At 51.1% G+C, this 24,973-nt stretch carries 28 protein-coding genes, 1 tRNA gene and 1 pseudogene; 3 read left to right on the forward strand and 27 right to left on the reverse strand.

Translation table 11 applies throughout. The features are described from left to right. Positions 1 to 120 precede the first annotated feature (120 nt). The 10 genes from GWK76_03770 to dnaJ all read right to left on the reverse strand — a co-directional run bounded on the left by GWK76_03770 (position 121) and on the right by dnaJ (position 7,953). Entirely contained in the window at positions 121 to 837 is a 717-nt protein-coding gene (locus GWK76_03770) for a YebC/PmpR family DNA-binding transcriptional regulator (GenBank protein ID QHU92404.1), read from the reverse strand. 105 nt (positions 838 to 942) lie between these two features. Further along, entirely contained in the window at positions 943 to 1,338 is a 396-nt protein-coding gene (locus tag GWK76_03775; protein QHU92405.1) for a hypothetical protein, read from the reverse strand. 577 nt (positions 1,339 to 1,915) lie between these two features. Beyond that, positions 1,916 to 3,370 carry a hypothetical protein gene (locus GWK76_03780; GenBank protein ID QHU92406.1) on the reverse strand — a complete coding sequence of 485 codons (1,455 nt, stop codon included), beginning with the start codon at positions 3,368 to 3,370 and terminating at the stop codon, positions 1,916 to 1,918. A gap of 98 nt (positions 3,371 to 3,468) precedes the next feature. After that, a tRNA-Lys gene (locus GWK76_03785) sits at positions 3,469 to 3,545 on the reverse strand. 69 nt (positions 3,546 to 3,614) lie between these two features. Next, complete coding sequence (locus GWK76_03790; protein QHU92407.1) at positions 3,615 to 4,106, reverse strand: hypothetical protein; 492 nt, start codon at positions 4,104 to 4,106, stop codon at positions 3,615 to 3,617. Next, complete coding sequence (locus GWK76_03795; protein QHU92408.1) at positions 4,103 to 4,591, reverse strand: DUF192 domain-containing protein; 489 nt, start codon at positions 4,589 to 4,591, stop codon at positions 4,103 to 4,105. Before GWK76_03795 ends, GWK76_03790 begins: the two co-directional genes overlap by 4 nt. Before the next feature lie 24 nt (positions 4,592 to 4,615). After that, entirely contained in the window at positions 4,616 to 5,533 is a 918-nt protein-coding gene (locus GWK76_03800; GenBank protein QHU92409.1) for a RimK family alpha-L-glutamate ligase, read from the reverse strand. 2 nt (positions 5,534 to 5,535) lie between these two features. Then, on the reverse strand, positions 5,536 to 6,042 hold the full coding sequence (locus tag GWK76_03805; GenBank protein ID QHU92410.1) for a hypothetical protein: 507 nt from the start codon (positions 6,040 to 6,042) through the stop codon (positions 5,536 to 5,538). 364 nt (positions 6,043 to 6,406) lie between these two features. Then, positions 6,407 to 6,802, reverse strand: coding sequence for a hypothetical protein (locus tag GWK76_03810; protein QHU92411.1), 396 nt, complete (start codon positions 6,800 to 6,802; stop codon positions 6,407 to 6,409). Positions 6,803 to 6,843: 41 nt separating this feature from the next. Continuing rightward, positions 6,844 to 7,953, reverse strand: coding sequence for a molecular chaperone DnaJ (dnaJ, locus tag GWK76_03815; GenBank protein ID QHU92412.1), 1,110 nt, complete (start codon positions 7,951 to 7,953; stop codon positions 6,844 to 6,846). Between the two features lie 82 nt (positions 7,954 to 8,035). Between dnaJ and GWK76_03820 the strand changes: the two genes are divergently transcribed. Together GWK76_03820 and GWK76_03825 are read left to right on the forward strand one after the other, a co-directional pair. After that, a complete protein-coding gene (locus GWK76_03820; protein ID QHU92413.1) occupies positions 8,036 to 8,578 on the forward strand; it encodes a CYTH domain-containing protein in 543 nt (180 codons plus the stop codon). A 147-nt stretch (positions 8,579 to 8,725) separates the two neighbouring features. Then, positions 8,726 to 9,418: a hypothetical protein gene (locus tag GWK76_03825; protein ID QHU92414.1), complete on the forward strand. Its 693-nt coding sequence runs from the start codon at positions 8,726 to 8,728 to the stop codon at positions 9,416 to 9,418. Positions 9,419 to 9,463: 45 nt separating this feature from the next. Here GWK76_03825 and dnaK read toward each other — a convergent pair whose 3' ends face one another. From dnaK to GWK76_03860, 7 genes are all read right to left on the reverse strand, one after another. Then, the gene (gene dnaK, locus GWK76_03830) at positions 9,464 to 11,356 is read right to left on the reverse strand and encodes a molecular chaperone DnaK (protein ID QHU92415.1); all 1,893 of its coding nucleotides are present in this window, start codon (positions 11,354 to 11,356) and stop codon (positions 9,464 to 9,466) included. Between the two features lie 141 nt (positions 11,357 to 11,497). Further along, positions 11,498 to 12,022 (reverse strand): nucleotide exchange factor GrpE, encoded by a 525-nt coding sequence (gene grpE, locus GWK76_03835; protein QHU92416.1) that lies wholly within the window; start codon positions 12,020 to 12,022, stop codon positions 11,498 to 11,500. After that, the gene (locus tag GWK76_03840; protein ID QHU92417.1) at positions 12,019 to 12,168 is read right to left on the reverse strand and encodes a hypothetical protein; all 150 of its coding nucleotides are present in this window, start codon (positions 12,166 to 12,168) and stop codon (positions 12,019 to 12,021) included. Before GWK76_03840 ends, grpE begins: the two co-directional genes overlap by 4 nt. After that, entirely contained in the window at positions 12,168 to 12,878 is a 711-nt protein-coding gene (locus tag GWK76_03845; GenBank protein QHU92418.1) for a transcriptional regulator, read from the reverse strand. Before GWK76_03845 ends, GWK76_03840 begins: the two co-directional genes overlap by 1 nt. A 43-nt stretch (positions 12,879 to 12,921) precedes the next feature. Continuing rightward, positions 12,922 to 14,322, reverse strand: a complete 1,401-nt coding sequence (locus GWK76_03850; protein QHU92419.1) for a hypothetical protein — start codon at positions 14,320 to 14,322, stop codon at positions 12,922 to 12,924. Continuing rightward, positions 14,323 to 15,042 (reverse strand): hypothetical protein, encoded by a 720-nt coding sequence (locus tag GWK76_03855; GenBank protein QHU92420.1) that lies wholly within the window; start codon positions 15,040 to 15,042, stop codon positions 14,323 to 14,325. 50 nt (positions 15,043 to 15,092) lie between these two features. Next, the gene (locus GWK76_03860) at positions 15,093 to 15,605 is read right to left on the reverse strand and encodes a hypothetical protein (protein ID QHU92421.1); all 513 of its coding nucleotides are present in this window, start codon (positions 15,603 to 15,605) and stop codon (positions 15,093 to 15,095) included. Between the two features lie 110 nt (positions 15,606 to 15,715). On the opposite strand from GWK76_03860, the gene GWK76_03865 reads away from it, so the two are divergent. Further along, positions 15,716 to 15,865, forward strand: a complete 150-nt coding sequence (locus GWK76_03865; protein ID QHU92422.1) for a hypothetical protein — start codon at positions 15,716 to 15,718, stop codon at positions 15,863 to 15,865. Positions 15,866 to 16,115: 250 nt separating this feature from the next. Here GWK76_03865 and GWK76_03870 read toward each other — a convergent pair whose 3' ends face one another. From GWK76_03870 to GWK76_03915, 10 genes and pseudogenes are all read right to left on the reverse strand, one after another. After that, entirely contained in the window at positions 16,116 to 16,574 is a 459-nt protein-coding gene (locus GWK76_03870; protein ID QHU92423.1) for a hypothetical protein, read from the reverse strand. 2 nt (positions 16,575 to 16,576) lie between these two features. Further along, a complete protein-coding gene (locus tag GWK76_03875; GenBank protein QHU92424.1) occupies positions 16,577 to 17,536 on the reverse strand; it encodes a GTP-binding protein LepA in 960 nt (319 codons plus the stop codon). A 59-nt stretch (positions 17,537 to 17,595) separates the two neighbouring features. Next, on the reverse strand, positions 17,596 to 17,961 hold the full coding sequence (locus tag GWK76_03880) for a hypothetical protein (protein ID QHU92425.1): 366 nt from the start codon (positions 17,959 to 17,961) through the stop codon (positions 17,596 to 17,598). 278 nt (positions 17,962 to 18,239) lie between these two features. Beyond that, positions 18,240 to 19,928, reverse strand: coding sequence for a hypothetical protein (locus GWK76_03885; GenBank protein ID QHU92426.1), 1,689 nt, complete (start codon positions 19,926 to 19,928; stop codon positions 18,240 to 18,242). Positions 19,929 to 20,113: 185 nt separating this feature from the next. Beyond that, positions 20,114 to 21,103 carry a nitroreductase gene (locus GWK76_03890; protein ID QHU92427.1) on the reverse strand — a complete coding sequence of 330 codons (990 nt, stop codon included), beginning with the start codon at positions 21,101 to 21,103 and terminating at the stop codon, positions 20,114 to 20,116. A 538-nt stretch (positions 21,104 to 21,641) separates the two neighbouring features. Further along, positions 21,642 to 22,514 carry a hypothetical protein gene (locus GWK76_03895; GenBank protein QHU92428.1) on the reverse strand — a complete coding sequence of 291 codons (873 nt, stop codon included), beginning with the start codon at positions 22,512 to 22,514 and terminating at the stop codon, positions 21,642 to 21,644. Positions 22,515 to 22,752: 238 nt separating this feature from the next. Further along, positions 22,753 to 23,400, reverse strand: a complete 648-nt coding sequence (locus GWK76_03900) for a hypothetical protein (GenBank protein QHU92429.1) — start codon at positions 23,398 to 23,400, stop codon at positions 22,753 to 22,755. Positions 23,401 to 23,404: 4 nt separating this feature from the next. Beyond that, complete coding sequence (locus GWK76_03905; GenBank protein QHU92430.1) at positions 23,405 to 23,545, reverse strand: hypothetical protein; 141 nt, start codon at positions 23,543 to 23,545, stop codon at positions 23,405 to 23,407. A 53-nt stretch (positions 23,546 to 23,598) separates the two neighbouring features. Next, complete coding sequence (locus GWK76_03910; GenBank protein QHU92431.1) at positions 23,599 to 24,279, reverse strand: hypothetical protein; 681 nt, start codon at positions 24,277 to 24,279, stop codon at positions 23,599 to 23,601. Then, positions 24,261 to 24,943, reverse strand: a pseudogene (locus GWK76_03915) (GTP-binding protein). The gene GWK76_03910 and the pseudogene GWK76_03915 overlap by 19 nt, the downstream one beginning before the upstream one ends. Positions 24,944 to 24,973 lie beyond the last annotated feature (30 nt).

Consider the following 24,973-nt stretch of genomic DNA (forward strand, 5'->3'; position numbering starts at 1 on the left):
TTGTGAACTCCCTGCTTGGCTTATGTTGACTGACTATATTGTAAAAGAAATTCCTCCCAAACGCAAAAGAGCGCCGTCGGGGACGCTCAATACATAGTCAATGTATAGCCTGAGCGAAGATTACTCCGCAGTGATATCGGCATTAGTATGCACATTCACCACGTCGTCCAGGTCGTCCAGCGCATCAACCACCTTCATCAATTTCTGCGCGGTTTCCGAATCGGCAATCTCGACCGGCGTATTAGCGATGTAGCGCAGCTCAGCGTCTTTCACCTTCAAGCCCTGCTCAACCAACTGATTTCTGACACTCGCCAAATCTTTCAACTCCGTGTAAACAATGATCTCGCCGTCCTCCTCGACCGCATCTTCGGCACCAGCATCCAGCACTTGCAGGAGCAATTCTTCGCCCGTGCCTTCCACGGTGATCACACCCTTACGAGTAAACTGAAACGCCACGCTGCCAGCGTCAGCGATGCGCCCGCCGTTCTTCACTAGCGCGGTTTTCACTTCCGGCAAGGTGCGGTTGCGATTGTCGGTCGCTGTCTCGATGATGATGCCGACACCGCCCGGGCCGTAACCTTCATAGGTAATTTCTTCCAGTGCCGCCGCGCTTTTATCCGCCACGCGGTCAATCGCCCGCTGGATGTTGGCGCTTGGCATGTTAGCGGCCTTGGCTTTCTCGATGGCCATTGCCAAACTTGCATTTAGTGTCGGATCAGTGCCGCCGCGCGCAGCGATCGCAATTTGGTTACCCAACTTGGTGAAAATCGCGCCACGCTTCGCATCAACAATCGCTTTCTGCCGGTGCGTGGTCGCCCATTTACTGTGTCCTGCCATGTGTCTATGCCTCCAGAAAATTCGTTTCTTTTAGTATAGCAGAAAATGGGCGATGGGTTAACTATCAGGCTAGTCTGCACCCTCAAAGCTATTGAGGTCTGTACGTCAGAAGCATTCCGATTCTGCGACTACGACGAAACAGCGATCTGACCTAAGATCGTCAAAAGGCGGCTCAAAACCCTCGGTAAAGTCAATACCGTATGGCGTGTCCGGGTATAGCTCAATAGAAACCGGTGGCATCAAGCCCTGCTTAGTGAATTCTGCTAGCTTACGGGCAATCCTTTCTTCAGTCTTACTGCGATCCTCGTCTTCCTTCCACTCTCCGGGCCTTTTGCCTTTAAGCTCTTTGAACTCTTTACCAAGATAGAGTATAGGAACTGTTTCACTGCCGCCATAGCGGTCCGGAAAATCTCCCTCCTCTTTCTCGCGCAACCTCTCATCAATTGTTAGCACTGAATAATATGTTGAACGACTATTCTTAGGATTAATATACCAAGCCAAATCGTCTTCTCCTATGCCCTGTGTTAGACCTTTTATTAGATCACTCCGTTTAGCATTTGTGGATTCGGCGATACCTCGCGCAAACCTCAAAAATGACAAATCAACACATAGGGAATCTATCTTTTTTCGATCTTCTCGGGGTCCTCAATTCTGTTATGCTCTAGCGCTACTAGCTGACCGAGCAATTTACCAATATCTGTATCTATCTTTTTACAGCAAATTCAAACTACTCATGCCTAGGAAGCAGGTCACTTGTCACCGCACTTCGTAGCGCTTCATTCCCCATCTTTATACGATTCCCTTTATCCTTTTCATATCGTTCCATAAGAGCCTCGACCCGCTCCCGGGTATTCTTTTCAATACATAAAACGCCATCCCGTGTTTCACTCAGAATATCTTGTATGCCTCTTTTGCCCATTTCACTCCTCCGAACTAAGTAATATATAGTTGCCTCACCAGCCGCCCGAGGGCCGAACCCGCGCTCACTCACCCCGAGGGATTAGCTGAATGAACCCATAGTGTACATCCATCAGGTTTCCTCAAGCATGAGCGGGATAGCCTACCACAATCGTCCACGCTACTCAACCACATTACTTTCGCGTAGCCGCAGCCCGGTCTGTCGCCGCATCCACCACATCGCCCCGATAATAACGAAGTAAATCGCGACCACCCACAGCCAACTCAAGTTCACCTCCAGCTGCGCCCAGTCCAGCCCGGCCAGCCACCTGGCGACGCCGACCATATACTGGAGCAGCCACGTCGTCGGCGCGGCGATGAGTCCAGCCACCACCGGCACATCCGCGCACACGCCAACTACAAAGGTCAGTAGCATCGCCAGCGGCACCAATGGCAGGATGAGTACATTCGCGATCAGCGCCACGTTACTGATCACACCAAATGACGCCACCAAGAGCGGCCATGTCATGATCTGGGCCGACACCGTCTCGCCGATAATCTGCCGAATTGTGCCCGGCGGTTTGACACCAAAGAAGTAGCGCTGCAATAGCGGCGCCAGGATAATCACCCCGCTAAACGCCGCAAAGCTCAATTGCCAACCAAGGTCGTTCCAGCCGAACTGCGGATTGATGAGTAGCGTCATCGCCGCAGCGACCGGTAGCAGCACCAGCGGATGAATCGTCCGGCCATAATACCACGCGGCTAGGCTCAGGCCCGCCACCAACCCAGCCCGCGACATGCTCGGACTGAGGCCGGTCATCGCCATAAAGCCAATGATCATCACACCAGCGCTCAGTGCTGCCAGATATTTCGACACTTTGATGAACAGTCGCCGCGCCAGCCGCACCAAAATCGTTAAGTTATAGCCGCTGGCCACGATGACGTGCGTCAAGCCTGCGACCTGCAGCGCCGTCATCAATTCCAGCGGTAATGCCCGCCGTAAGCCCATCAAGAACCCGAGGCCCAGCGCCGCCTCCGACTCCGGCACGTACCGTCGCACCCGCTCCGCGAACCAGTCACGCACGCCCACCGCCACGTCGCCCGGTTGCTCACGCGTCACTCGTTCAACCGCTGCCCTGGACATCCGCGCCGCAAACGCCCCAAACCCATCGGTCAACGCGCCCCGCACGGTGACCACGTCGCTACGTTTAATCGCCTGGCTATGCCTCGTCACTACCCAGACACTGCCAGGCAGCCGCCGATCGTTACTCACGATGTCACCCAACCGCAGCACTGTCTGCCCCTTTTTATCAACATCAGGATCTTCTAGCACCCGTCCACTCAGCCGTACCATTTGACCGATCAGCGTTTGATAGTGCTCCAGGCCAATCTGCCCCACACTACCTCGCCACAGCCCAACCAGCACCCCACCGACTAGAGCTACTACGACCAGCCAGCGCCGCGCCCCAACGAGCGACGCTAGGGCCAATACCATTCCCGCCCCCAACCACATCCAACCAGCAAACAGCCCGTACGGCGCTCGCATCACGCTGATAACACCGATGACGATGCCGACACCAGCCGCCGCCAACAGCCACGACACATGCAAACGCTGGGTGAGGCCGAGAGACTTCATATAGTTAGTATACGCGAAGTGCGGCCAGACTTACATCAAATCACCTGAAATGGATACAATAAAAAATCCTAGTTCATGAACTAGGATTGTACTCCACTTGGAGGGCCCACCGGGGCTTGAACCCGGGACACCCTGCTTAAAAGGCAGGTGCTCTAACCAACTGAGCTATGGGCCCGCACATGACGCGCAGCGCAACGAAGCGAGAACGCGACTTTTCACATTTTATCACAGAGGAACTCCGTTTTCAACGCTTTGTTTTCTTGGCAGCGGGCGCCTTGGTATGAAGCGGCAAGCTCATGTCAAGCAGCCCCGCCACTAGTCCAACGGTCGCCACGTAGTACCACCAGTCGCTCAGCAATTTGTACGTCTGCATCGCCTCCGCGTCCAAGGTCATAAACTTGCCCAGCGGCCGCACCAGCACCGCCGCTGCTAAGACGCCGACCAGCACCGCCGAGATCAGCCGTAGCAACTTGCCAGGTCCCTTTGGCCCGGCAATTAATAATAGCACCAGCGGCCCCACCGTCAGGATGATCGTTGCGACAACACCGTTCGGCAATCCCGCTACACTGCTAACACCCAGCCCGCCGATCACCCCGGCCAACCACTCGGCCCACAATTCCGCCAGCAGTGCACCGGCTGCCAGCGCTAGTGCCAACACACCAAATCGCCGGTTCAACACGAACGCTAGTGCCGTCACCGCCACGGCCACGCCGCCAAACAACAACACCATGCTCATCGCTGCGCCCCCGCACTAAACCGCGCAGTGACGCCCGGCTTGATACCATGCTCCTTGGCACTACCCGCCGGCAGCTCTAACACGTACCGCGCCGGCACTGGCGTGTGATATACCTCATGCGGCTTATTGTCAGGCCAGACATCACGCTTGACGTGCACGACCTTTTTCTTGGCATCTAGCCAGATAATATCAATCGGGACGCGCATATCCTTCATCCACATTGGTATATCACCGTCTTTCTCGGCCACGAACAACATCCCCTCGCTCTTACCCAGCTCCTGCCGACCGCCCAAGCCCCGCGCCCGCGTCTCGTCCGTATCAGCGACCTCTACTCGAAATGTACCCTTACCAATATCAACAGTCGTGTACGTTTTATTCATCTGGCGCGCCACCGCCCATACGCCGTAGCCGATCCCGGTCAACACGCCGAGCACGATCACCCAAACGATGATCCGCTGCACTATCGACACCGACTTCGCATTCATACTCCCATTATAGCAAGTTTATATTCAGGCGCCGACTTTATCTTTTTTGTTACCGCGCTTGGCGTTGCGATTAATATAATCAATAATCCGACCAGCCACATTGCGGCCCGTCACCTTTTCGATGCCAAATCCTGGGCTGGCGTTCACCTCCAGTACCAGCGCACCGCGGTTCGAGCGCATAAAGTCGACGCCGGCTACCACCAGGCCCATCGCCTTGGCGGCCTTGACGCACATTTTTCGCTCATCGGGCGTCAACTTGACGACCGTCCCCTCGCCGCCTTTATGCAAATTGCTGCGAAAATCATCATCCAAACTCTGCCGCTTCATACTAGCCACCACTTGACTACCGACCACAAATGCCCGAATATCGGTGCCGGCCGACTCCTTGATAAATTCCTGTAGTAGCACGTTTGTGCCGTCAGAATCACTGAGGTAAAACGCTTGCATAACCGACTTAGCGGCTTTAATTGTCTCCGCCAGTACCACGCCATTGCCGTGGGTGCCGCGCGCCAGCTTAATAATCGCCGGCGTACCGCCAATCTCATCCAGCAGTACATCGATATCCGTTTCATTGCGCGAGAACACCGTCTTTGGGATCGACACCCCAGCCCGGGCCAGCAGCTGCACCGATCGTAGTTTATCGCGCGAACGACTGATGGCGATAGACCGATTCATAAAAAATGCTTGCGGATTCGCCATTTCCAATTGCCGCAGCACTGCCGTCCCGTAGCGCGTCATATAGCTAGCAATTCGCGGGATGAACACGTCAAAGTTACCGATTTCCCTGCCACGATAAATAACCTTTGGATGCCGCTCATCAATTGACACATAACAATTTTTATACTTGATAACTTTAACTCGATGGCCACGCTTTTCAGCTTCTTCCTTGAGGCGAAGGGTGGAGTAGTTGATGTTACCGTTAGATAGAATCGCAATATTCATAACTACGTATCCTTTGGTTTATGGTATTTTTTATAAAACTTATGAGGATTTTTAGCTAGTTCTTTATTTAGCCTTATAGTCTGTGATTTCTTCTGGTTCTTTACTTCATTCATACTTACGTCAACCAAAAACTTACCGCTTAATGTCCGTCGTCCAATTAGCACTGGAAAATTATGCACAGCCCTATCAGACAGGCTAAATAACGCTTTAATCTTCTTGCCAGCCAATATAATGGTAAAATGTGTCCGATATTTTATAATTTCATGGCCAGAGGCGCTCTTAACCATCGCTACCGAATAATCGGTACGCCGAAACACCTTGCCGTTATAATACGGTGAGCCTTTACCAAATAGCGAGAACTTCAAGACACCGTCTTTATCAACACGAATATTGCTCGCCCACACTGATGAGCCGTCCGCACCGGTGTCAACCTTAGCCGGCACATTAACTGCTCGCCGACCAAAATCCACCTTCACATTTCGACCAATGATGGTTTTTTGTGCTGTCATGCACCATATACTATAATCTAAAAACCTACATCAGTCAAGCTACGAAGCTGCTCGTTTGTAGGCAGCCAGAAGCTTGTCGACGTAGACAGCCGGAACATTAGCAGGCATGCCGACAAGTGGATCATAGTACGGCATAAGGCCCGAGGATGCATTTATTTCAACCCCCGGAAATTATCGGGAGCTATAATGTCAACACCGCAGATAAACAGGCCGAAGTATTCAGTAACTCGCACAGCCATCTGCTTCACTTCATTCGGTACTTTATTGAGGCACTCTAGCGCATAGCCACCACTAGAAATATTCGCTACACCAGTTACTTGTACTCGTGTCCCATCGGGTGGAATACATCGCAACTCAACATCGCTCAAAAAGCCCGCACGGCCTCTGGGTCAATTAGATTCATGGACTTTTCATGAGGTAGCTGACCGAGCAACTTCACATATTCCATTTCCGCCATGCGAAACGCAAGCGACGAACCAATCGCCTCACGGAATACCGAGTCAGGTTCACGATCAGTCGCCTCTTCACGAGCTCGACCAAGTGCTATAACACCCTTATCTAGTGCCGACATATCGCGAAGACGCCGGTGTTCAAAGCGAGGATTACGAGACTTCCCAGCGATAAAGTCCTCTCGCTGATCGAGCGCATTATTAACAAGTTTTGTATACGACTGAAACCCGGCTTCAGGAAGATTGTGAGGATTAATAATCTCTTCAATCGTTCGCGGTTGGCGCGGTGCTATTTCAGACGCTATACTCATTTTTTCATGATAGCATATTTATGTAAAAAAGCAAGTACGCATTACGAAAACAGTCCGCGCCTCCTCGCACCATCAAACTGTTCCAGTAGTTCACGCTGCTTCTTGCTCAGTTTGGTTGGCGTATCAACGATGACGCCAACAATGTGCGGGCCGCGCGAGTCATCGCGTAAGTGTGGCACGCCGTGGCCTGATAACTTAAAATCAGTCCCCGACTGGGTGCCGGCTGGGATTTTCATTCGCACCGTGCCGTCCACAGTTTCGACATCAATTTCCGTTCCCAGCGCTGCCTCAACCATCGAGATATACTCTTCCGACAGGATAATGTCGCCTTCACGAGTGAACTTCTTATGCGCCTTGACACGAATGTGAACGTATAGATCGCCGCGCGGGCCGCCCTGAACTGCTTCACCGCGATCACGCAGGCGGATCGTCGCGCCATCATCAATGCCGGCTGGGATCTTGACCGTAATCTCCTGGCGCTGGCGAGTTGTACCCTTGCCGCCACAGACTGAACAGTTTTGCTCCGGGACCTTACCGCGACCATGACAGGTTGGACACGTGACTGCTTGCTGAATTTGTCCAAAAATCGAGTTCATGACGCGAGTCTGCTGACCAGAACCCTTGCAGTCATCGCAGGTTTTTAGACTATGGCCTGGCTCGACGCCATCGCCATGACAATGTTCGCACTCGGTGTCCAAGGTCACATTGAGATTCTTTTCTGCGCCAAACACCGCCTCTTCAAAACTCAGAGTCACATTAGTTTCAACATCACGACCACGCCGCGCACCACCCTGTGAACTAGTCGCGCCGCCACCGAAGAATTGGCTGAAAATGTCGCCAAAACCGCCGCCACCAAAATCAAAATGGATATCTTGGCCGCCAAACCCGCCAAAGCCTTCGAACGGATTACCGCCAAAGCCACCACCTGCTGCACCGCCGACACCCGCATGGCCAAACTGATCGTAGCGCTGGCGCTTTTGCTTGTCTTTTAGGACCTCATACGCCTCATTGACCTCTTTGAATTTGGCTTCATCGCCACCTTCTTTGTCGGGATGGTACTTGACCGCTGCCTTACGAAAAGCCTTCTTGATCTCATCCTCAGAGGCGGTTTTCGACACGCCTAACACTTCATAATAATCGCGCTTACTCATATGTGTTCATTATACGCTTTTAGCACTCGACATGCAAGAGTGCTAGTCTTGTCCGTGGTATACTGAGCAGAGAGGAGGTGTTATGAAACAGACAGCAATTATCAATTCAGAAATCAAGGCCCGGTGTGGTGATCAAGAGGCGGTGCGCCAGTATCTGCGTGAGCATGGCGCGGACTTTAAGGGGACGGATCATCAAATTGACACGTATTTTGATGTACCCGAGGGGCGCCTGAAATTGCGCCAGGGGCCGATCGAAAATAACCTTATCTTTTATCGGCGGGCGGACACCGACGGGCCAAAACAATCGACCATCAACTTATCACCCGTGGCACCGGACTCAACTATTGGTGAGGTGCTAACAGCGGCGCTTGGTGTGCGTGTCATCGTCGATAAGCAGCGTGAGATTTACTTCATCGATAATGTCAAGTTTCATATCGACACTGTTCAGGGCCTCGGGAATTTTGTCGAAATTGAAGCCATCGACACCGATGGCAAACGAAACGCCAAGGAACTGGAGCAGCAATGCTCACACTACATGCGTGAACTTGGTATCAGGGCTACGGATTTGGTGGTTGGCTCGTATAGTGATTTGTTGGAGCGTGGTGACGATATTCAAGCGACATAGGGCCCTTCTATGCTGACCTTTCTTTAGCCCAGTCTGTATTTAGTAATAGTTGTGATTTGACATACTATATATTATTGTTATATTTAGTTACTATGATCTTCCGCACAATGCCTCGTCCCGATCTTGAAATCACCTGGTATCGCCAGAATGGGGGTGTTTAATTTCACCAACTCAGACGGTGAACCAGTGACAGGTGTATCAGCTCAGACATGGGAAGATTATCTAGATCATATCGAAAATTTGCCAAGCAAATTTTCAGGACAAGTCATTAGTCCAGAATTGATAACCATTACTGATATACCACTTGAGAAAGCGACAAGGTTTCAACGAGAAATTAGTAGAAGGATTTTGCAACTATGCGAACTTTCACGCGATTTACCCAATGCTGACTTCATGGTTGGCACGCCCAGTTTTTATGATGATACGGAATTGCCCTATAATACTCTCGTGAAGATCACCAATGGTCAATACAAAACAAACGTACGGAAATGGCTACTTACACCCAGTGAAGAGGGCAACTTTTGGCCAGCCTTAACTACTCAGGCACTCCAACAGCCATATTCAACTCAGTCATTAATCTGCGCCGACATGATCGTGGCGCCATCCTTTCTGCATGAAGATACTCGTCATGTACAGGTTAGCGCCTGTTGGGCAACACCTAGCTTTAGCCATCCCAACTACCAGCCGCCGCCAGATGAGGAGCGCTATACAGATGCAATGATCTATGCGATTAATCAACTTTTTACCGCTCACTCTGTCCAAGATCTTGTCGTAGTTGATCGTACGCCGCCGACTACCGAAATTCCACCGCTCAACTGTATCGTCCAGCGAAAAATATAATACCCCGGAGACTTGGGGTATTATATTAGCCTGCATTAGACTCTGCTATTTCTCGTCGACCACTTCGCCTTCGACTGGTTCGTCCTTGTCAGATTTTTTGTCATCCGCAGACTTGTCCGCCTTGTTGTCCTCAGCAGCTTGCTGGTACATTTTGGCGCCAATTGGCATGATGGCATCCTGCAGTGCTTTGGCTGCTGCTTCTAGCTCATCTTTGTCGTCAGCGTCTTTGTGCTTCTCCGCTTCCTTGACCGCTTCGTCAATCGCCTTCTTGTCGTCGTCAGAAATCTTATCCTTGAACTCGTCCGGCATTTTCTTTGCTTGGTAGATGGCGTTTTCTAGCTGGTTTTTAGCGTCAACGGTTTCACGCTTTTTCTTGTCCTCATCAGCGTGGAGTTCGGCTTCTTTCTGAGCTTTTTCGATATCTTCCTTACTCATGTTGCCAGAGTTTTGGATGGTAATCGATTGCTCCTTGCCAGTACCTTTGTCTTTAGCAGTAACATTAAGGATACCGTTGGCGTCGATGTTAAACGTCACTTCAATCTGCGGCACACCGCGCGGTGCTGGTGCGATACCATCAAGCACAAAGCGGCCCAAACTCTTGTTGTCATTGGCAAACTCGCGCTCACCCTGCAAGACGTGGATCTCCACTTGCGGCTGATTGTCGGCTGCCGTCGAGAACACTTCACTCTTGCTAGTTGGCACGGTGGTATTACGCTCAATCAGCTTGGTCGACACACCGCCCATCGTCTCAATACCGAGGCTCAATGGTGTCACGTCCAGCAGCAGCACATCCTTAACATCGCCAGCCAACACGCCACCCTGAATGGCTGCACCAACCGCCACCACTTCGTCTGGGTTGACACCTTGCATTGGGTCTTTGCCGAACAATTTCTTCACCCGCTCAACCACTGCTGGCATCCGGGTCATACCGCCAACCATGACAATTTCATTGACGTCAGATTTTGATAATTTAGCGTCTTTCAGCGCTTTTTCAACTGGGCCGTCCAGGCGATCCAACAAATCTTTCACCAAATCTTCCAGCTTGGCCCGCGTCAAGCTCAACTCAAAGTGCTTTGGCCCATCAGCATCAGCGGTAATGAATGGGATGTTGACTTCGTATTCAGTAACTGTTGACAGTTCCTTCTTGGCCTTTTCAGCTTCGTCCTTCAGGCGCTGCATGGCTGCATTGTCTTTGCGTAGGTCGATGCCTTCTTTAGACTTAAAGTCGTCCAGGAAGTAGTTAACGATGACATTGTCAAAGTCCTCGCCGCCCAGGTGGGTATCACCATTCGTCGCCTTCACCTCAAACACGCCATCACCAAGCTCCAGGACAGAAACGTCAAAGGTACCGCCACCGAGGTCAAACACCACGATGGTCTCGTCATTTTTGCCTTTTTCCAGGCCGTACGCCAAAGCAGCGGCCGTCGGTTCATTGATGATGCGCTTAACTTCCAGGCCAGCAATTTTACCAGCGTCTTTGGTGGCTTGACGCTGCGAATCGTCAAAGTAGGCTGGCACGGTGATAACGGCTTCGGTGACTTTTTCGCCCAGGAACGCCTCGGCGTCGGCCTTGATTTTGCCGAGGATCATGGCTGAAACCTCTTCTGGCGTGTATTCCTTGCCACCCATTTCCACGGCCACACCCGCACCTTTCTTGACGATCTTAAACGGCATAAGGCCACGGTCTTTTTGGACTTCTTTGTCATCAAACTTACGGCCAATAAAGCGCTTGACACCATAAATTGTGTTCTTTGGATTAGTCACACGCTGACGCTGCGCTACTTGCCCAACCAAGCGCTCGCCCTTTTTATTAATCGCCACCACTGATGGCGTCGTACGATTACCCTCAGCGTTAGCGATAACTTCTGGCTTGCCCGCCAGCATGTATGCAAAGGCACTGTTGGTTGTACCGAGGTCAATTCCGATGATTTTACCCATATGATTCCCCTTTCTGTTATGATCACATCTGGTTTTTGCTTATATTCATTTTAGCACTCTTTATTCACGAGTGCCAACTATTTCAGTATAAATAATTAGCACTCCCGTGTCAAGAGTGCTAATTCATTTTGTGAAAACCAGTTATTTCTCTGATGCGTCAGTATTTTCTTTGACATCCGCCCGCGTTGATTCCGATGACTGGCGCGTCACCTTAACCATCGCATCGCGAATCACCGCGCCGTCTAGCGTATAGCCAGCACGTAGTTCCTCAGCAATCACCTCTTTGTCGCCTTCGGCTGATTCGTCAAATTGAATAGCTTGGTGTAGTTCAGGATTAAATACTGTGCCGGGTTTAGCGTCGATTTGCTCGAGGCCGATTTCTTTCAGTTGCTTATCAAGCTGTTTATTCAGGCCAGCCACACCTTTCGCCCAGGCGTTATCCGCTAGTTCCTCCGGCACATTGGCAATCGCTCGCTCAATCGTGTCAATCACTGGTAACAATTTCATCACTGACTTAGCCTGACCCATTTGATGCGCTGACTGTTTTTCCGCCTCGACACGCTTGCGGTAGTTCTCAAAATCCGCCCGCGTCCGCTGCAAATCCAACGTCAACTCGCCCAACTGCTGCTCCAAATCTTCAGTTTTTTTAGCCTTACTCTTCGTCATTTTTTCCTCCTTCTAAACGGCCAAAACGGCTCGTCGCCATACGTACAGGGAAAAGACACTACCATAGCCATGAAAATAATAATCAAAATAATCACTACTAGCCACGTTGGCAAGCCGCTCAGTAGTCCGCCAATCCATTCAGCCATTACAATACCTCCTCTAACATCGCACCGGTTCGCCTAACCAGCTCCATCGTTCGGCGGTAATTTTGCCGCGTCGGGCCGATGACACCGATATAGCTATCATCGCTAAACTGCGAGCGGAATTTACTAATAATCAGCGTAGCGCCACTACTTTTACCAATCGGGTTTTCACTGCCAATAAACACATTCAGCGGCTGGTTCGGCGCTGCTTCATGCAGCCACGGCTCGATATTATCAATCAACCTGGCAATCGCCTGCACGTGTCCGCCCTCGACAAACTCAGGCTGAGAAAACAGCTGCGTCATGCCATTCATATACAAGTGCGTACCAAACGACGCAAAGCCGAAATTGCCCGTCAACTCCACCAGACTATCAACCGCACTGCGAATCGCTCGGTCGGACGTATCAACATGCGAATTAACATGCGCTTCGATCGCTCTCGCACTGCGATCGATGCCGCTCGGCAGCTCGGTCATCTGCGCGTCGGTGATGCCATTGACATAAAAGCGATAGCCCTTGTCGGTGGGGATTCGCCCAGCGCTGGTGTGCGGCGCTTCAATAAAACCCATCTCCTCGAGCTTGGCCATTTCGCTGCGAATGGTGGCGCTAGATACGCCAAACAACTTGGCTAGCGTCACGCTGCCAACTGGCGCCGCAATTTCAGCGTACTGTTCAATGATGGCGGCCAAGATAGCCTGTTGACGTTCGGTCATAGGCTCATTGTAGCATGAATCTAGCACTCATCGCAAGCGAGTGCTAATGCGACCTTGCCGCGCGCCTGGCCTGACTACGCGCCCGCGTAAATCGCCGGGCGGCGTCTGACGAAAACATCAGCACCGCTACAATATTCAGCCCGATGAACAGCAGCGTACTGGCTGTCGACCAGGTTATCTTGCCGATGGTCAAGGTGAATGAATTAGCGATAACTGCCAGCCCGGATATCATCATCAATACCAGCCGCAATCGATTGCTACCGCTAAATGTCCGACTCACCAGCACGATAGTCGTGATCACCCACACTGCGCCGAGGACAATTGACGAACCAATCAGCCAATTAGCAATCACCGCCGCGTCATTCACCTGACCGTCCACCATCAGTTCAGCCACCGTCTGGCTATGAAATTGGTCAATCGCAAGTAATTCAACAACGGCATTGATGATACTGACCGCCAGCGCCGTAAACATTGCCACCACGCCAAACGCGATCTGTGGCGGCCGCCGACTCCAAAATTGTTGTATCAATGTATCGTGCGCCACTGGCATCACCTCGTGCGAAGTAGCATCGAGAATCACCTCGTCGCGCTCCTCTATCAAGGACTGGTTGGCACGCACGCGCCCAACCTCCAGTACCGGCAAATCACCGTCTGTCTGGATGGTATCGCCGCCGCCGTTGCGCGAATGATACCCGGTGGAAAAATCTTTCAAGGTAGTCACCTCGATTGAAGCGCGTGCCTTGAGCGCCGACTGGACAATATAGTCCCGCTCGATGTCAGTATTCTCATCAACCTTATGGGTGATTTGTAGGGTAAACAAGCTAAGACCGACACTCTTGTCGTATGTTCCCGCCGCCAGCCAATCCACCTGATGACCGCCCGGCAGCAGCCAGCCCTGTGGACAACGCCAGAAACGCACGTGATGGCGCTTGCCGGGATTACCGTCAACCTCCTGCTGGTAGGCAAAATCTTGCCGCCGCCCAAATAGAAATAGTGACGAAACCGGCGCTTGCGGATAACTACACCGCGTCAATATTGCCACCATCATCCGCCACGATGAACGCACGGTTATTTCCTCCGCTAACGTCCAGCCAGCCGCGGTCATCGCTTGATGGACCTGCGCCTCCGAGCCGCGCAAAGCCAGATTGACAGGATCACCGAGCAGCCCGTCCGCCGTCCGCGTTCGCCCGATGAAATAATTCGGCACATACAAGCTGCTCAGGATACGATGCAGCCGCGGCAGTGCCAAGTAAGCCGTGATTAGCCACACTACCACAAACAGCCCAACCATCCACCAGCCGCCCGAATGCCAGCCCTCACGCCACACCAGCCACGCCAGCCAGAACGACGCCGCACCGGCTAATAAGAAAAAGATCTGGTCAAGCAACCCCGACAGCGACCAAAATGGTCGTCTCAGCGAAAACGACGACTTCTTCGTCGCCATCTAGACCGTGTCCTCACCCATCAAATAATCAAGAAGATCCCGCGCTATCAACCGCGCCTCGTCATCACGCCGATTAAACACGTCACCGCGCTCAATAATCTCGCCGCAAACCCGCACCGCTCGGGTCAAATCATCATTGATAATCACGTGGTAATACGGCACTTCCAGCGCATGACTGAGCTCAGCGATGGCCGACTGGCGGCGTTTCGGCCAGGCCGCTTGAAACTCTGCTTCCGTTACGTACCGCTGCTTCAATCGCTCCAGCCATGTCGGATAATCCGGCGGTACGATAAAGATAGCGATACAGCCCGGCGCCAATTGCTCATACTCAGCCACGCCCTGTACGTCAATGTCGGTGATCGCTGTTTGCTGATGATCATGCGCCAATTGCAGCTCGGCTGTCGAGGTGCCATACACCTTGCCGTGAACGAACTTGGCCTCAATAAACTGATGGCGTTCGAGCATGGTCAGTGCGGTTGCTTGATCAATAAAATGATAATCGATGCCGTCGCGCTCTGGCTGACCGTTATTTGCCCGCGGCTCCCGCGTGGTGTGCGACACGATATCACGAAATGACGGCGATCGCAATAACCGCCTTTTGATGGTATCCTTGCCCGCGCCGGAAATACCGGTTAGCAGCGCAATTTTAGTATCTCGGACCAGCGCTACGGCTGCTTCGGTCGGCTGGTACTCCCTGATGACACGTTCAAGATCTGACATATGAGTATTATACCAGATTATTGACTAAGCTTCCGGGCAGTTACGACTTCCTACCTATGCACCATGTCCATCGCTCGAATATGCGGCGGACGATGCGCTAGCTGAGGATGGCGGCGAGACGGCACGGCGATGTGAGCGCGGGAATGAGCAGTGACTTGCGGGTGGGTCAGCTCCTTTGGCTGCGGCGGTAAGTTTGGCTGGGTCGGCAGTTGGTGTGGCTGGGATAGCGGGCGCTTGACAGTCGATTGCGTATCGGTGCGTGGTGCATTAGCGCGGGGTGCGGCCGCTGCAGGATTGAGCGGACGAGTCGGACTCGAAGGCTGAGATGAAAGCGGCGGCTTCGTCAGCGGCGGGTGCGGCGGATGTGATGAGAGCGGCTTGACTGGCTGAGCCTTGACGGAAGAAAGTTTGTTGAGCGGACGCTTGGCCAGGGCTGGTGCCGAAGCAGTGGGCTTGATCAGTGAAGCGCGTGACGGCGAGAGGGCGTGCTTTGGCGGCTGGGGCTTGACGGACGGCTTGGTAAATGATACGCTTCGCGAGCGCTGGACGCCACGCGGCGGCATAATGTCATGAAAGACTGCCGGCTTTTTAGGGTGGGGTTTAGCTGGCGGATTGGGAGCGGGAGTCTTTTGAGGAGCGACAGAACGCGAGCGAGGTAACTGAGTAGAAGGTTGTGGCGGCACAACGCGAGACACAGCCGAAGGATGAGCTGGCTGCGCGGCTACAGTTTGCCGTTGAATACTATGACGCCGAGCCGGAGCAGCCACAGAGTGAAGAGAGCGTGGCGCGGGCGATGTGGGAGATGCGGCGGGTACTGATGTAGCCACCGGACGCTGACGCGGCACTGGGGCTTCAGTATCAACATCTGACACCTCGCCCTTACGACGGTTGCCGAGCCGAGCTTTTTTGAATAGCTTTGTCAACTTCATCAGCGCCACCCCATCCTCTGGGAGATGTCGATACCGAAAATGATTACGGTCAGCTGGTCGATATGACTCTCCTTCCTCTGATTGATTCTGCTACCATTATACTGGTTATGCTCAGTGATTTCAAGCGGCCAACCGCCGGAGCCGCTAGAGCAACTCATCCAGCACCGATTGCCAATCAGGAAACTGCGGAGTACCGAAATGGATGTGCCAGCCAACAAACTCAGCAGCACCCCTGGCCGTCCGATCATCAATCAAGATATCACCGCGGCTCAGCTGTTTGATCGACGAAAAAATAACTTTGCGAAAGAAAATATTTTCCTGACCCTCGCCGCCAAAATACTTCTTCACCCACGCCAGCTTATCACCCAGCGCCGTCGGGTTTTCCCACGGTGATGACGAGAGAATATACAGATCATACTTTTCCTTTAACTTGTCGACCGCTTCGAGGGCGCCCGGCATCGGATCCATCAGCGCAAAAACGCCCGGGATATTGTCATACTCACCCGCAAACTTCTCGAGCATCTCGGGCGGAACCTTCGTCGTGGCCGACATAAAATCGACCAGCACGCCGTCCATGTCAAGATAAATAATTGGTTTCTTCATAATCAATCTCTCTTTAACATCACCGTAAACGCTTCTGACGGAATGTCAACTTTACCGAAGCGTTTCATACGCTTTTTACCGCGAGCCTGTTTGGCGAGGAGCTTCTTTTTACGGCTGACGTCACCACCATACAGATAGCCGGTGACATCTTTGCGGTAAGCACCGATGTTTTCGCGGGCGATGAATCTGCCGCCAATCGCCGCCTGCAGCGCCACCTCAAAACTCTGGCGCGGTACGACTTCTTTCAATTTTTTGACGATTTCGCGACCCAAGCCTGGCGCCTCCGAGCGGTGGCACATCACACTCAAAGCATCGACCATCTCGCCCGCTACATAAAAATCAACCCGCACCAGATCTTCTGGCTGGTAGCCCGCCAGCTCATAATTAAACGAGCCGTAGCCGCTGGTTACCGACTTCAGTTGATCATAAAAATCCGTCAGCAAATTGGCCAGCGGCGCGGTAAACGAAATCAGCGCCCGCTCGTCGATGTAACTAAGGTTTTTCTGCCGGCCGCGCTTAGCGACAATCAGCTGAATCACTGCACCGATGTAGTCTTGCGGCACCACAATCTCACCATCAATCCACGGCTCGCGAACCTCGGTAATTTGCGCTGGGTCAGGTAGTTCGCTGGCTGATTTGATGTCCAACTCCTCGCCGTTGGTGAGGCTGACTTGGTAATCAGTACTCGGATTGGTGACAATGAGGTCCAGATTATACTCGCGCTCCAACCGCTCGCGAATAATATCCATGTGTAATAAACCGAGGAAACCAATCCGCACACCATAGCCCAGCACTGGCGAATTTTCCGGCTCAAACTGCAGCGCTGAATCGCTGAGGCTCAGCTTTTCAATAGCCTCTTTCAGGTCATTATAATCTTCATTGCTCACCGGAAAAAAGCCCGCATAGACGAAGGGTTTGACTTCTTTGTAGCCCGGCAATGGTTGGACGGTAATTTTAGGCATCTATTTGATGATTATACCATCAATTACTAGGTGAGATAATACCGCCGCTCGCTCGTTTCCTATGTAAGCGAACTGAGACCAAAATAATCTTGAATAAACTCTTGGGAATACTCATCTAAGTCGGTCAGTCGACCATACAATTTAACACCATGACACAGCCCTCTATCGGACGGCACCGCATAAGCATTTGGTCGCGCATATGCAACAACTAGTGCTGAGTGAGGCGTTTTGCTGGTAAATCGTTCGCCAATAGCCTGCTGAATGGCGGAACAATCTTCTGGCTGAGCCTGCAAAGGCCTTGCACCAGCAGCAATGCCACGTGCTACATTGTGCGCATATAAATGAAAATCTGCAAAATGGACACCATCAGCACCAAACTGAAAGGTGCGATTACCCCGTGAAAGCTCCAGCGCCAATCGCGCCAAGCTCAAGCCACGCCAATACTTATAACTCTCTCTCTGAATCTGGGACTACATCATAGACAACAGACTCTCCAAGATCATTCCTCAAGCGATTAAAATTCAGTTGACTCATGATCTGAATTCTATCATAATATTATTTATTTGTCAATCATAGCTATCGGTGATTCGGTGGCTGATTTGATGGTAAGCACTTCGCCGTTTGTCAAACTCACTGAGCAATCAGTACCGGGCTGGACAGTGATTGATTCGGATATAACTCAGTAATCTTATCATTTAGCACCCTAGCGAGTTTTCTTCAGTATCGCAGCAATCTTCGCCTGTTGCTCAGGGCTATAGAAGTAACCTATTGAGCTATTCACACCATTCGCCCTTCTGCCGCGACACGCCAGCGGCTCCCCGAAGTCAGGATCAACCTCATTCAAAACCTTAATCGCCTTCTGAAACGCTGGTGATCCACAGTGCAAAGCGTTCATGAGGTCTGACGTTGCTAGATAGTCTTCGGGAGCTGGGCGCATATAGCCTCTTTTCAAGAAATAGTCACTTATAGCCTCTACTTGCTCCCGCAAAAGGCCTTCACAAATTTTTACCCGACCCTTTTGACAAGAAAACCTGTAGATTGAAGGTTGTAAGCCCAATGAGTGCATGGCATTTTTAATTGTCTTTCGACACACCCCAAAGCGCTTCATTGCCGCACTTACCATAATACATCCTTCCGGGGGCGGAGGCGCAAACAACCCCCTGTCATGTGCTTTTTCTATGATCACCGCTTGCTGCTCTGGACTAAAGAACTCGCGAACCTGAGGAGAACGATGCCATGCACCCTCAGACAGGATACCGTCTTCTTTAAGACTCCTCGCTATCTTTGCTATCGTCATATCACTTACACCCAGAACATTGGCGAGAGCTTTGAGCGTCAGATACCCTTCTGGTGGCGGTAGATTAAACATACCTTTTTGCTTAAGCGATTCTTCTATCAATTCGGCCTGCTCTCTAGTAAAAACCGGTTTCTGCTTGCCACACCAATCCCGCTTGGCCACCTCCCCCAGGAAGCCATCCCGCTCCAACTGGGTGGCAATGGTCGCAACGACACGATACTTCACACCGAGCTTATCTGCTAGCCCATTGATCGTCAGGCCTCCCATTGCCTCAATCATTCGACGAGGGCTCAAATAATTACCTTGACGTTGCCTACCCATCTCAACTGGTTGCCGCAGATCATCTGCTAATACCCCCACTAAGTGTGGAACAAAGTAATCATCACAACGCACCATCGCACCACAGCCCGGATACTGTGCCATCACCTCCATAAGCTGTGTTTTCGTATATGCGGTCAGCTTTGCCCGCTCTTCTTCTGGCAGCCGCGTTGTATCAAATACAAAGGTACCATTGCCGTAGGCGTCACAAATTAGCACCGTCCGCTCGAGCGGTAGGATATTTACCTGATAGTATGGCTCTTGGCGCATCATCGCTGTCTCTACTTCCCCGCGACGAATCCGTAATGCTTCGCTGCTCAGCTCAATACCAAATTCATTCGCCAACACGAATAGCAATGTTTTCAGCCGCGGTTGGCGAGTCACGCTCTCACGGTTTGGCGCCTCAGACACACTGGTGGTAGGACCGGGCCGCTCATCAGGTGGCACAAAGACATTGCCAGCCGATTCAATCTGGTCAATAGCCGTATCAATAGCTATGAGCTGCTCCGCTTTGGCAGCAATATGGTCAAGCAGCTCATTGATTTCCTCTATGCCGTAGTAAGCAAACGTCGCGTTCTCCCTTTGGGCAGGATTGTCTAGCCAAATCGTTGGCTGATGGTCGTATGCCTGCACCATCTCATTAATTAGCTGGATCAATTTATCCAAGGCGGCCTCAGCGTAGGTATCGACATTTTCAACCGTCAACGGTTGATTAATAATTTCCGCTACGCTGCTTGCAAAGTCCTTGCCATGATCAATACTACCGAGTCGCTCCATGACCTATATTATAGCATTTTATACTATTATTGTAAATGGTAAACTCTTCCTCTCAATTACAAATAATCGCTCTAATCCGGTCACATATTCTTTATTCTTTACTAAACCCCATAACAACACACTTATGTCTTTATCAAATTGAAAATTTAGTTCTCATTGGTGGATTATCGGGTCAATGAGGGCGCTCAATCCTCTATAATAACATCTTCAACAGGTCGACGTTTAGAATAGGCCTGCTGCTTGCCATAACCAATGCGCAGCAAAATAGTTGGATATTCTCTGGTCAAACCCAGTATCCTTGCCATTTCTGTGGCGATTTCCGCTTCCTCATTTGGCTGGTTTAGATAGGAGTGTACGATCTCGAGTTCTGTAGCGGTTAGCAAGAAACGCTGTAGTGTCCGCCCCAGGCCTACCCATTCATTTGGCGTATTATTGGCCGTTGTGAATAACACCAAGTGAGAAGCTGATTCTATCTTCTTGCGGTCGGCCTTATTTTGAGCCTTAGCATTGATAGCCATCGCCATGATTGGCTCAGCCATCCAGCGCGGCACATTAGGCGCACCAAACACGGCGTAACTCAGCCCATCAAGTGTTTGATCTTGATGCTTCTTATTAAATCGCATCCAGCTTTTCAATTCAGCCTTAAACGCCTCATTTTGCATTTGATGCGTATCCCCCCGAAGAACGTATTGTTCAATATCATTAAACTGTTTAGTTTGACGCGCATAGTAATGAACCGACACTCCATCTTCACTGCGAATCGCCTGTAGCCTCTTTAGCGCATCTAGCGCAATTTCCTCGCCGCTATAAACACTGCGATTAGTCTGCCGCGCGTCTATCTGATTGAACAATGGGCTTGGTTTGACGCCTGCCTCTTCCGCGAGCGAAACCGTGATAACCCCCTTATCACCAACCGAAACGGCAGATTTATAGCCCTTAGTTTGCGCCGCCAAGCAGAAGTTCTCGGCCGCACAACCCAGACTCACGAATAACTCCCTATTGTCAGGGTCGACTACTGGCAGCTTCCTGTCAAAATCAGGATGAATTTCTACCACCGACCCGTCGCGATGGAATTTCCAAGGTTGGGTATTGTGCCCTGACGGTGCTTTGACTGCCTGCTTAACTAGAAACTTAAAATCGTCTAATGATATAATGTTTCCTGTTTTCTTCGTCATAATCTTCTCAAATACCCTCTCATATTGTTACTGTTGAACCCAGTATACTTACCAAAAAAATGGTGTCAAATAAAAGCCCCTATGACCAAGATACTCTCTACTATCCGCACTGCCAAGGCTCAGCGCTTTGAAAACCTTATCAGCACCGGGGGAAACAAAAAACTCCCCCGTCCGAAGCTAGCAACGACGAGGGGAGAAAAGCCAAGGATCACCGCCGTATACCGGTTCATCTTTGTCCTGGCTATCTTACACTGGCCCCGTGACCTGTATATTCTGCTATAGTTTGCTGGATTTGCGTGTGTCGTACTTGACTTCACCATTGTCATCCAAAAGACAGCACAATAGCCATCACGATACCTACCATAAATAATCCTGCCTTTTTCATATCCCTTCTTTCTGATATTATACGACAGCACCGACTACACAAAAATAAGCTATTATTGTCAAGCAAAGCTTAGTTGGCCGCAAGCTTTACAACTCTCTTTCAGCGATCAGGCCACGCCATAGCTTACATTATCACGGTTCACCGACAAATTACTTATGAGAGCGCCAGCTCGCCAATATGCCTCCAAAACTGACGCAGATCCTTAACGTCTACGCCTTCAATACCGTAGTTTGAAAGCACACCATGCCACGTGCTGGGCACAGCGCTCTTATCTAGTAGACGGTACTTGCTGAACACAAAACCATGCGGTAGCCATGCCATGCTTATGACATCATCGTTGGCACATGGATATTCCAATATAGGAAAAGAGCAATCATATGTATCAACAATATTTCCTGGATCAATTGCTCCATAATGCTTCCACTCCCCATAGCAAAAATCAAAACCTAGTGGCAGAAGAGCCATTTCGACACCCTCTCCCCCCTTATCTCTAGATGTCCGCATCTCCTCTACAAATGAATCCAGCGCTTGACGAGCAAGAATATCGAGCCAATCCGCCCCAAACATCATCGAGTCGAAATACTCGTCAATTTTTCTACAATCTTCTTTACTGAGGTTATTTGGGTCGGTTTTGGCAGTAGGCACCGTATCGTTTAAGTCACGAGGCGTGACGAGCATGGTGTCGATTGTTTTTAGCCGTGGATCTATAAATACCATTTTTGCGCCATAGTAACAGGCATTGCTCGGATAAAGGCTCGAAAATACGAACTGGTCAAGACCAAAGTGGCAATCAAGCCTGTATGTATTAGTTCTACGGCCTGATAACTGACTGCTCGGCAGTATCCCCATCTCCATGAACCGCCCAGGGAAATCACCTGAGTTAGTATAGTGCAAAAGTGGCAATCGCTCAAGACGTGCTCGTATCTCCCGAACAGCTAACTGCTCACCCTCTGATAAATCTCTCTGACTCTCCGGATGGTTATGAAAATTATCGCGCAATCGACCGGCATCAACATATTGCGCCATTCTTTCTGGTAGAACAAGCGCCTCGCTAGATGACACGCCGCCAATCCTTCTGGACCTTAAAACTGAGAAAGCCCATACAAAAACCTGCTAGCATCATAGTAAACTTAATTATGGGATAGCACTTACTTTTTGTCAAATGGGCCACCTGACCACATTGACCAAACTTTATCCCAGCCCTTTTCGCAACACGTATCCGCGGGGTGCTTTTGCAATTCAGTTAGGCCAATTGTTTGTGGATTCATGGCTTACTCCTTATCACTAATTTACTCAACTGCCACACCACCATCACAATAGACCAGCCAAACAATACCACCTCCGACACCACCGTCAGCGGTACCGAGACTTCACCTGCATAGTATGTACCGACCATCTTTAGAAATGCAACACACACGCTCGTTAATATAACTATCCAAGATTTCGTAATGATCCCTGCCGCAGTAACAAATGCAGCCAACGCCAGTGCCATCCAGTGCAGTCCTGCGAACAGTTGACTCGCAGATAATACACTTATTTCTGGAGTAATCGGCAATCCATTCACCGGATAAACGAGGCGTCCGAGCGCCATCATCGCATGAAATGCACCAATTGCCACAACGATACCTAGAGCAAGCACGATACCCATGCCAACAGGATATCGCCCCCTCAGTTTAGAGTACAAAACCACGACGACAGCTAACAATATCGACGCTCCACATGCTAGCATTTCACTTGCCGCCTGCAAGGCGACCTGATGTTGCTGCACCCACGCTAGCACACCTGGAGCGTTTGCTGAGGGTATCGGCAGTGACACTGCGATACTAATGCAAGCCGTGGCAAGCAAACCAAAGCTCATCAGCCATATAATATTACCGATATACGAAATATGCCGACTACTTTGTTTTACCACCCTCTCACTCCTTCGTCATATATTTCTTTAGCGTCACCGTATCACCCACCCGCGCTTCACGGGTGGTTTTTAGGTTGGTGACGATGTAGCCGGATAGCAGCGTTTCCTTTACGGAATATTCAGTCGCCCTAATTGCTCTATACATGATGTTATGGTTATTTTATTCTATTTTATAAATAATGGCAACTCATTCTTAGTTCACTGCGCCTTCGGCAAGAAACCGCGCGCTACGAGCGCCTGCCAAGCCGTGTCCGCCGAGAGAGATGGTGGCTGAGGTGTTGAAAATCCCTTGATAGGATACATCTTTATCCGCTCATAATCACCCAGCATCAACGTCAGCATCATGGCGGCACTGCCATAGGTTGCCTCATATAAGCGATAATATGCTTCTACTGTTGTCGGCTGGCTGGTCACATGTAGCCGCGGCTGCGGGTGCGGCCACTGAGCCTCAGCGGTTGCCAAAAATCGACGCGTCATATACGGTTTATGAATTAAAATGATATCCTCAGCCTGGATCGCCACCCCTGCCAGCAGCTGAGCCGAACGGGTGATATTTTCGCCGGTGTTGGCAGCTTGGTGTTCAAACAGGATTGCCGATTTCGGCACCGCCAAACGTTGGAGTCGTCGCCCTAGCAGCGTCGCTTCGGTTTCCGTGGCCCTATGATATGGATTAGCAAATCCCGACACCACGATCCGTTGACTCACGCCCGCATAATATAGCTCGGCCGCTCGCTCAGCACTATCGATCATAGCTCCCGCGCCACCGATCACGATAGCATCCACCCGCGCCGGTAGCCGACTCTCAACACAAAGATACTCCCACAATACCTGGAGGTGATGCCAATCTTGATCGGTGAGGGTTAGCTGGCTACACGACATTGTGTCCGCTCTCGAGACTTCTTCAACGTCACCGTATCACCCACCCGCGCTTCACGGGTGGTTTTGAGGTTGGTGACAATGTAGCCAATTTCACCAGTATCGAGCGATGGGTCGGGGATCATACCGGGACTGAGATGGCCAACCTCCAATGCCAACCCATTCGCACTGGTCGCCATCATATGAATCGCTTCACCCTTTTTGATCTGACCGTCAACCACCCTAACGTACAAAATCACGCCGCGATAATCATCATAATAACTATCAAAAATTAGCGCCCGAGTTGGGAGATCAGCCAACGCAACATCAGGATGCTCGACCGCCAGTGGCGAAGTCGGCGCCGGGATTCGCTCAACGATCGCCTCCAAAACCTGATCGACATTCTGCCCCGTTTTAGCAGAGATATAAATAATCTCACTCTCATCGCAGCCCAGCAAATTGATCACCTGCTTGGACACCCGCGGCACGTCGGCAGCTGGCAGGTCAACTTTATTGAGTACCGGGATGATCGTCAAATCCTGCTCCATCGCCAGGTAGACATTCGCCAGCGTCTGCGCCTGAATGCCTTGGCTAGCGTCAACCACCAACACCGCCCCTCGCAGGCTTGCAACGAGCGACTAACTTCGTAGCTAAAATCGACGTGGCCGGGCGTGTCGATGAGGTTGAGATCGTAAGGCCCAGCCGGCGGCAATCCTTC

This window comes from Candidatus Saccharibacteria bacterium oral taxon 488 (genome assembly GCA_010202465.1).
Classification (GTDB): domain Bacteria; phylum Patescibacteriota; class Saccharimonadia; order Saccharimonadales; family Saccharimonadaceae; genus Nanosynbacter.

Coding starts and splice junctions, on each gene's coding strand:
- GWK76_03770 (QHU92404.1), bottom strand. CDS start 837: ATGGCAGGACACAGTAAATGGGCGACCACGCACCGGCAGAAAGCGATT.
- GWK76_03780 (QHU92406.1), bottom strand. CDS start 3,370: ATGAAGTCTCTCGGCCTCACCCAGCGTTTGCATGTGTCGTGGCTGTTG.
- GWK76_03790 (QHU92407.1), bottom strand. CDS start 4,106: ATGAGCATGGTGTTGTTGTTTGGCGGCGTGGCCGTGGCGGTGACGGCA.
- GWK76_03795 (QHU92408.1), bottom strand. CDS start 4,591: ATGAATGCGAAGTCGGTGTCGATAGTGCAGCGGATCATCGTTTGGGTG.
- GWK76_03800 (QHU92409.1), bottom strand. CDS start 5,533: ATGAATATTGCGATTCTATCTAACGGTAACATCAACTACTCCACCCTT.
- GWK76_03805 (QHU92410.1), bottom strand. CDS start 6,042: ATGACAGCACAAAAAACCATCATTGGTCGAAATGTGAAGGTGGATTTT.
- GWK76_03810 (QHU92411.1), bottom strand. CDS start 6,802: ATGAGTATAGCGTCTGAAATAGCACCGCGCCAACCGCGAACGATTGAA.
- dnaJ (QHU92412.1), bottom strand. CDS start 7,953: ATGAGTAAGCGCGATTATTATGAAGTGTTAGGCGTGTCGAAAACCGCC.
- GWK76_03820 (QHU92413.1), top strand. CDS start 8,036: ATGAAACAGACAGCAATTATCAATTCAGAAATCAAGGCCCGGTGTGGT.
- GWK76_03825 (QHU92414.1), top strand. CDS start 8,726: ATGGGGGTGTTTAATTTCACCAACTCAGACGGTGAACCAGTGACAGGT.
- dnaK (QHU92415.1), bottom strand. CDS start 11,356: ATGGGTAAAATCATCGGAATTGACCTCGGTACAACCAACAGTGCCTTT.
- grpE (QHU92416.1), bottom strand. CDS start 12,022: ATGACGAAGAGTAAGGCTAAAAAAACTGAAGATTTGGAGCAGCAGTTG.
- GWK76_03840 (QHU92417.1), bottom strand. CDS start 12,168: ATGGCTGAATGGATTGGCGGACTACTGAGCGGCTTGCCAACGTGGCTA.
- GWK76_03845 (QHU92418.1), bottom strand. CDS start 12,878: ATGACCGAACGTCAACAGGCTATCTTGGCCGCCATCATTGAACAGTAC.
- GWK76_03850 (QHU92419.1), bottom strand. CDS start 14,322: ATGGCGACGAAGAAGTCGTCGTTTTCGCTGAGACGACCATTTTGGTCG.
- GWK76_03855 (QHU92420.1), bottom strand. CDS start 15,042: ATGTCAGATCTTGAACGTGTCATCAGGGAGTACCAGCCGACCGAAGCA.
- GWK76_03860 (QHU92421.1), bottom strand. CDS start 15,605: ATGCCGCCGCGTGGCGTCCAGCGCTCGCGAAGCGTATCATTTACCAAG.
- GWK76_03870 (QHU92423.1), bottom strand. CDS start 16,574: ATGAAGAAACCAATTATTTATCTTGACATGGACGGCGTGCTGGTCGAT.
- GWK76_03875 (QHU92424.1), bottom strand. CDS start 17,536: ATGCCTAAAATTACCGTCCAACCATTGCCGGGCTACAAAGAAGTCAAA.
- GWK76_03885 (QHU92426.1), bottom strand. CDS start 19,928: ATGGAGCGACTCGGTAGTATTGATCATGGCAAGGACTTTGCAAGCAGC.
- GWK76_03890 (QHU92427.1), bottom strand. CDS start 21,103: ATGACGAAGAAAACAGGAAACATTATATCATTAGACGATTTTAAGTTT.
- GWK76_03895 (QHU92428.1), bottom strand. CDS start 22,514: ATGGCGCAATATGTTGATGCCGGTCGATTGCGCGATAATTTTCATAAC.
- GWK76_03905 (QHU92430.1), bottom strand. CDS start 23,545: ATGTATAGAGCAATTAGGGCGACTGAATATTCCGTAAAGGAAACGCTG.
- GWK76_03910 (QHU92431.1), bottom strand. CDS start 24,279: ATGTCGTGTAGCCAGCTAACCCTCACCGATCAAGATTGGCATCACCTC.